The following is a 6888-nucleotide window of genomic DNA, read 5'->3' on the forward strand; positions in this document are numbered from 1 at the left end:
TCTCAAGGTACTCGTTGTCGCCCCTATAGTCTGGAAAGGAGCCAGCGCTAACCAAGGCTCAAGTACGTTGGGCTTGCGAATGAAAAACGTCGAAACCATTACGCTGCATATCAACGGATCGGATCGTTCATTGGCTATCGATCCCCGTACCACATTGCTTGATGCACTGCGTGAGCATCTAGGGCTGACTGGCACCAAAAAAGGTTGCGATCACGGCCAATGTGGCGCTTGTACGGTCCATGTGAACGGTGCACGCGTCCTGAGCTGTTTGACACTGGCCGTGCAGGCGGAGGGCCTGCCAGTCGCGACGATTGAGGGCCTGTCTCGGAGCGAGGATGAGCTGCACGTCGTGCAGGCTGCTTTCGTCAGACACGATGCCTTTCAGTGCGGCTACTGCACGCCGGGCCAAATCATGTCCGCAGTGGCGTGTATTCGTGAGGGGCATGCGGGCTCTGACAGCGACATTCGCGAATACATGAGCGGCAACATTTGTCGCTGCGGAGCCTATGCAAACATTCTCGAGGCGATCAAAGACGCGGCAGGATCGCTGGCCAAGGGGATCGAACATGAGACGCTTTGAGTACCAGCGTGCATCGGATATTGCCGAGTCCGTTCGCCTCGCAGGCCAACCCGGCACTCGACTGCTGGGTGGGGGGACGAATCTGGTCGATCTCATGAAGTGTGGCGTTGAGCGACCTGCAACACTCTTGGATCTCACCAGAATCAACGGCCTCGATCAAATTTACGTTGATTCCTCGCGGATGCTTATCGGCAGCCTCGCCAGGATGAGCGCAGTGGCCGATCACCCGGAAATAATGCGTCTCGCACCCGCCATCTCCGAAAGTCTCTGGCGGGCGGCCTCCGCGCAGATCCGGAATATGGCGACGCTTGGCGGTAACGTGCTGCAGAAGACACGTTGTTCGTATTTCCGAGATACTACTGGCAATGCGCAGTGCAACAAACGCAGCCCCGGCAGCGGGTGTGCGGCACTGCGTGGCATCAATCGCAATCACGCGGTACTGGGCACCAGCGAATCATGCATTGCCGTTTACCCAGGCGACTTTGCCGTCGCGTTAGCGGCCTTCGACGGACAGATTCATATCCAGGGTCAGCAGCTTCGGGTCGTTCGGGCAGAAGATTTTTTCAGAGCACCCGGCGGCACACCTGATGTTGAAAACGACCTCAGAGCCGGAGAGGTCATTACCGCCATCGAAATTCCTGTCACACCTGCGCTTCACAGCTCTCACTACTTGAAAGTCCGCGACCGCGCCTCTTATGAGTTTGCGGCGGCCAGTGCAGCCGCAGGCGTGGAACTGGAGAACGACGGTCAGACGATCAAAGAAGTGCGGATTGCGCTAGGCGGGGTGGCAACCAAGCCCTGGCGATTACGCGACGTCGAAACTTCGCTGATTGGGCAGCACTTTACTGAACAGGTCATCAGGCAAGCAGCTATCCGCGCAACCGATGGTGCTCAGGTCTACGAGCACAATGCATACAAAATTGCCCTCATCCCCCGCGTCGTGACGCGAGCCTTGCTCCAAGCCAGGAGATCTGCCTGATGGACCCGATTAATCTTGATCTCACCCGCCGCGAGATGCTTCAAGCGATGGCTGTCGGTGCCGCCGCAGGCGTATTGCCAGGCCAGGTGTCTGCCAGTGACGCGCCGAACGCACCGACTTCTGCATCGGCCAACTCACCGATGGAAAAAGCGGGCTTGGGCGCGCCCGTGCAGCGGGTGGACGGGAAACTGAAGGTAACAGGGCTCGCCCCCTACGCCATTGAACACCACGTAGAGGGTTTGGCTTTCGGCGTTCTCGTGCAATCCACGATCGCTTCAGGCCGAATCACCCGGATGGTCGTGAAAGAGGCCATGGCGGCGCCCGGGGTAATTGCGGTGTATTCCCACCTTAACGCACCCAAAATCCTGCCGGCACGGGTTTACAGCAAAGGTGGAGCAGCAACGGAAAATTTCCTTCCGCTGCAGGACGACCGCGTGCTCTGGAATGGCCAGCATATCGGCTTTGTCGTAGCTGAAACCCTGGAGCAGGCCACCGAGGCCGCACATCTGATTCAGGTCGAGTATGAGGCGTTCACACCGACTCTCCAGGCGCAAGCTGATGATTCACCCGAGCTGCCGGTTGAAGAACTGAGTGTTAGCTGGGGGGATGCCGCGCAAGCGATGAAGACAGCGCCGGTGCGTGTAGACGGGGTGTATACCACACCGAGGGAATACAACGTTCCGCTCGAATTGCACGCCTGCATCGCGGCGTGGGATGGGGACGAATTGACGGTATGGGAGCCCAGTCAGTGGGTCGGCGGGGCAGGCGGGGTTATCGCTGAATGGATGGGCATCGGGGTGGACAACGTTCACGTCTTATCGCCTTTTATTGGGGGCGGTTTCGGGAGCAAGGTGTCTCCACATCCACATGTCGCCATTACCTGCGCAGCTGCGCGAGCATTGGGGCGCCCCATCAAGACGTCGCTGACGCGTCAACAGACGTTCACAGGTTACGGGGGACGCCCCAAGACTCGACAGGCTCTGTCCCTCGGTGCCAGGCAGGACGGAACGCTAGTTGCGATCAGTCACACCAGCTGGAATGAGACGGCCATGGAGGATATCCATCAGGAACCTTGCAATGCCGTCACGCCCCTGATGTATGCGGTGCCCAACTTTTCTTCGACACATTCCCTTCGGCGGGTACATACCGTAAATCCCGGATGGCTGCGTGCGCCTGGAGAGAATCCCAGCGCCTATGCGCTTGAAACCGCGATGGACGAGTTGGCTTATGCGCTGGGCATGGATCCCCTCGAGCTGCGACTGAAGAACTATGCAGAATTCGATCATCAGGCCAACGCGCCCTGGACCACTCGCCGCCTCAAGGAAGCATACGCTGCCGGGGCGCAGGCCTTCGGGTGGGCAAAGCGCTCTCATCAGCCTCGTTCGATGCGAGAGGGTCGGGAGCTGATCGGCTGGGGAATGGCGTCAGGAACCTATCCGGTGCGCCGAACACCTGGCCAGGCCCAGATTACATTCCGCAAGGATGGACAATGGGTAGTTCGCAGTGCCGGGATCGATATGGGGACCGGAACGTACACCATCCTGGCGCAAACAGTCGCGGAAGTCTTCGGCGTACCGACCGATCGCGTTACTGTTCTATTGGGAGATACCAGCCTGCCACTCGCTCCTTTAGCGGGAGGCTCGCAGCTAGCGAATGTTCTGGTGGGTGCTGTGCACAAGGCCGCACTGAATCTGAAGAGCGCTTTGCTGAGACTGGCCACTGAGGCGAATCAATCGCCGCTTTTGCACACCAGGATCGAGGACCTGGCTATCCGGGAAGGCCAGATACGTCTCAAGCGCAGGCCAGCAAGTGGGCTCAACCTTGCGGCGCTGATGACCCTCTCCGGTCGTGAGACCGTCGAGGCGAGTGGCGATACCTTCGGCGAGAATGCCACCGCTCAAGATCGCTTTCAGGCAGGTCGAACCTTTAAGCAAATGGTCGCTCCGACCATGGGTGGATTATCGGCTCACGCGTGGAGCGCTCAATTCGTCGAGGTCCGGGTAGACGAGGATTTCGGTACCGTCCGAGTACGGCGCATGGTCGGCGCGTTCGACAGTGGTCAGGTTTTTAACCCGACACTTGCAAGAAGTCAGTGGATGGGGGGCATGATTATGGGGCTAGGACAGGCTCTTCTGGAGGATGGTGTTTTCGATCCCCAGACGGGTCGAGTTGTCAGCGCAAGTCTCGCCGACTATCTGGTTGCGGTGAACGCCGATGTGCCTGAAATAACGACGATTTCAGTGGGCGTACCAGACCTGCAGGCTACTGCTCTAGGCGGTAAAGCGGTGGGCGAACTGGGAATAGTCGGCGTGGCGGCGGCTATCAACAATGCTGTCTACCACGCCACCGGCAAGCGTGTGCGTGACCTCCCCATTACCATGGATAAGCTGCTAGTCGATAGCTGAGCAGCGTGCTTCATCGCTGCTGACTGCGCTACTGGCAGCTCGCTCACCGCTGTCGTAAGTTTGTTTAAAGCCGTTAAGACATCCCGGTGCGCAGTGGTCTGCGGCGTCGTCGATGAAAACATTCGTTTCATCGCTCACGCCGCAATTTGCCACTCAAATTTCCGGTGTCGTGAATGCACCGCAACCCGGCTAGAGATGCATCGGCAGTTCCGAACTCGATAAGAATATGCAACCTACGCACATTAAGTCTGCCTATCTCCCCAGTGTCTGCGCCCCTGCCGCAAATCCTGAACGTCAAGACGGCGTGTTTTTCTCAGCAAGGCATCCGCTCTTGAGACCGTTTTCTTCCCTCGAATATCTGGCCGTCACCCCGTTGAGGTGTAGCCAAGAGGCCACCTTCGGAGACAGGGAAAGAATGCGCGAGGCATTCTTGACAGCGTTGCAAAAACCTACACCAGCGATACAGAAAAACTCTATTTTTGGTCGCCGCAGGATCGGAGACAGGCGCATAGACGACTGTGCTATTGAGCATTCAGGCTGGAATCAGCCCTGCTTCCTGGTAACTCAACATCAAATCGTCAAATAGATTGATGTCCGCGGAGGTCCGCGCAATCAGCTGCGCGCCAGCAACAGCGGTGTAAATGGCGCGTGCACGACGCTCACAGGCCGTCCCAACGTCCCAACCAGCATCTGTCAGCACTTCGGCAAGCCATCTCACATTAACGTCCGCAAACGCCTTGACCTCTCTGGATACCTGATCAGGCAGATCTTCGTATTCTGCGGCCATGAAGCTCGACAGGCAGAGCCGGTTATGGTCCTTCAAAGATTTACGAAAGATGGAGGGATACAGCTGCAAACACTGAAGCGGATCAGTGTTTGAGGCCCGTATCTCTTCAAGCATCGCCAGCGTGTCCTGCCAATAGCGTTCTGCGACGGCAGCGCCTAAATCCGCCTTGCTCGCAAAGTGATAGTAGATGCTTGCGTTCTTGATTCCGACTTCTTCAGCAATGCTACGGAAATTGATACCGCTGTATCCATGCAGCTGTGCTGCGGATCTCGCCGCTGCCAGGATGGCCTCTCGGGCGTTTTCACTCACGTCGTAATCCTCACCTTGGATTCAAAATCGGTGTGCCGCGTATCTTACTCGCTGGAAGTCTACCTGCCAATTGACAGGTAGGGTGTTGACAGCGCAAAAAATCTACCTCAGTCTTTACCTACCAATTGACAGGCAGGTATCACCGGCATGAGCACTACACAGCAACGCGTTGACGCTTCCACTATTCCCTCGATGAAAATTTACGACTGGTTCGATGGCCCGTATCCAGCCCGGGTGCGCATCGCTCTCGCCGAAAAAGGGCTGTTGCCGAATGTTGAGTTCGTTTCGGTAAACCTATGGACCGGCGAGCACAAGGAGCCTGAGTTTCTTGCTATCAACTACTCCGGCACACTCCCTGTGCTTGAGTTGCAAGATGGAACGTTAATCGCGGAGTGCACCGCGATTACCCAGTACTTGGATAGCCTGGACGGTCATCCGGTGCTTACAGGCGAAACGCCTCGGGAGAAGGGGCTGATCCATATGATGACCAAGCGCGCTGAAATCGAATTTCTCGATGCCGTGAGCGTCTATTTCCACCACGCCACTCCAGGCTTGGGCCCGAAGGTCGAGCTGTATCAGAACGCCGAGTGGGGCGCCAAAATGGGCGAGAAAGCGATCCGAGGAATGCGTTATTTCGACAACCTGCTCAAAGGTCAGCCATTCGTTGCCGGTAACACGTTTTCGATGGCGGACATCGCTGTGCTGGGCGGTATGATCTTCGCCTCGTTGGTAAAGCTGCCGGTACCTGAAGAGTGCGTCGCGTTGCGAGCATGGCATGACAACATGCAGGAACGCCCTAGCTATCAAACCTGGCGTGCACTGGTGGAGCAAGGCGCTCCAAAAAGCTAGTGCTTGAACCAATCGCATCCACCGCAGTCTGCACGTTGTAGCCCACGATCCCCTTGCCGCCCGACATCATCGAACGCGCGTCCGGATCGGTCAGTGAGATCTGCTTGTCTGGTGATGCTTCAAGTTTCACTTCAATCGCCTGCAGCTCTTTCATCTGCTGCTTTAACTTCGCGATTTTCTCTTGCAGCCCGCCGCCCTTGGGGCCTGAAGGCTTGGATTCGTCTCGATCAGCGGCATCGAGAGCAGCCATGTAACGCGCGATACTGGCTTCGATTTCTTCCATCCGCCGCTTCAGCTTGGCGCTGGTGAAGTTGCGGTCGCGATGGTTGACCGCTTTGAATTTGCTGCCGTCGATGGCGACCAGATGCTCACTGAAAAGCCCCAGTTGCTGGCACAGGACAACGAACTGACGGCAGACGCCTCGAATGGCCTTGCTGTTGTTTTTGCGGAAGTTGGCGATGGTTTTGAAATCCGGCATCAGGCGCCCGGTCAGCCACATCCGCTCGACATTGCGCTGGGCTTCCCGCTCATGCGGTTGAGATAGCCGTAGATGTAGATTTTCAGCATGACGGCAGGGTGATACCCCGGACGACCCGTTTCAGCCGGTTCGGCGTTTTCAAAGCCCAAGGTGGTCAGGTCAAGTTCATCAATGAAGACATCAACAACACGCACCGGGTTGGTGTCGCTGACGTAATCGTCCAGACTTTCGGGAAGTAAGGTGCTCTGACCTCGATGCTCACCTTGGATGAAGCGCTTCATGGGCAATCCTTGCGATGAAATCTTTGGGAATCATAGCAAGGGTTTGGGGGGGGCACACTCTGGGCCGATAGCTGCCAGCCAGAGCTAGCTGCGGCATTCCGCTCAACTTCCTGCTATCACTCTCGCCTGCCCATGGATCCTGCTCGCATCCTGCGACGGAGGCAGGCCAAACACCTTCGCGTAGTCACGGCTGAACTGCGTCGCGCTTTCATAGCCGACC

5 protein-coding genes and 2 pseudogenes are annotated in these 6888 nt (G+C 57.2%); 4 read left to right on the forward strand and 3 right to left on the reverse strand.

Annotation, left to right across the window (positions count from 1 at the left end):
• Positions 1-79: 79 nt before the first annotated feature.
• Genes BMY73_RS21160 through BMY73_RS21170 form a run of 3 tightly spaced genes read left to right on the forward strand, consistent with a single transcriptional unit; the run spans position 80 to position 3964 of the window.
• A complete protein-coding gene (locus BMY73_RS21160; RefSeq protein ID WP_062384123.1) occupies positions 80-580 on the forward strand; it encodes a (2Fe-2S)-binding protein in 501 nt (166 codons plus the stop codon).
• Positions 567-1559, forward strand: a complete 993-nt coding sequence (locus BMY73_RS21165; protein ID WP_062383928.1) for an FAD binding domain-containing protein — start codon at positions 567-569, stop codon at positions 1557-1559. The genes BMY73_RS21160 and BMY73_RS21165 overlap by 14 nt, the downstream gene beginning before the upstream one ends.
• On the forward strand, positions 1559-3964 hold the full coding sequence (locus tag BMY73_RS21170; RefSeq protein ID WP_082060876.1) for a xanthine dehydrogenase family protein molybdopterin-binding subunit: 2406 nt from the start codon (positions 1559-1561) through the stop codon (positions 3962-3964). Before BMY73_RS21165 ends, BMY73_RS21170 begins: the two co-directional genes overlap by 1 nt.
• Positions 3965-4496: 532 nt before the next feature.
• Here BMY73_RS21170 and BMY73_RS21175 read toward each other — a convergent pair.
• Positions 4497-5060, reverse strand: coding sequence for a TetR/AcrR family transcriptional regulator (locus tag BMY73_RS21175; RefSeq protein WP_092409502.1), 564 nt, complete (start codon positions 5058-5060; stop codon positions 4497-4499).
• A gap of 147 nt (positions 5061-5207) precedes the next feature.
• On the opposite strand from BMY73_RS21175, the gene BMY73_RS21180 reads away from it, so the two are divergent.
• The gene (locus BMY73_RS21180) at positions 5208-5909 is read left to right on the forward strand and encodes a glutathione S-transferase (RefSeq protein WP_092409504.1); all 702 of its coding nucleotides are present in this window, start codon (positions 5208-5210) and stop codon (positions 5907-5909) included.
• A 16-nt stretch (positions 5910-5925) separates the two neighbouring features.
• Here the strand turns inward: BMY73_RS21180 and BMY73_RS21185 are convergent.
• Positions 5926-6668 (reverse strand): annotated as a pseudogene (locus tag BMY73_RS21185) (transposase); the annotation flags it as partial.
• A 102-nt stretch (positions 6669-6770) separates the two neighbouring features.
• Positions 6771-6888, reverse strand: a pseudogene (locus BMY73_RS28630) (AraC family transcriptional regulator); the annotation flags it as partial.

The sequence above is a fragment of the Pseudomonas sp. NFACC02 genome, from assembly GCF_900110765.1.
Taxonomy (GTDB): Bacteria; Pseudomonadota; Gammaproteobacteria; order Pseudomonadales; family Pseudomonadaceae; genus Aquipseudomonas.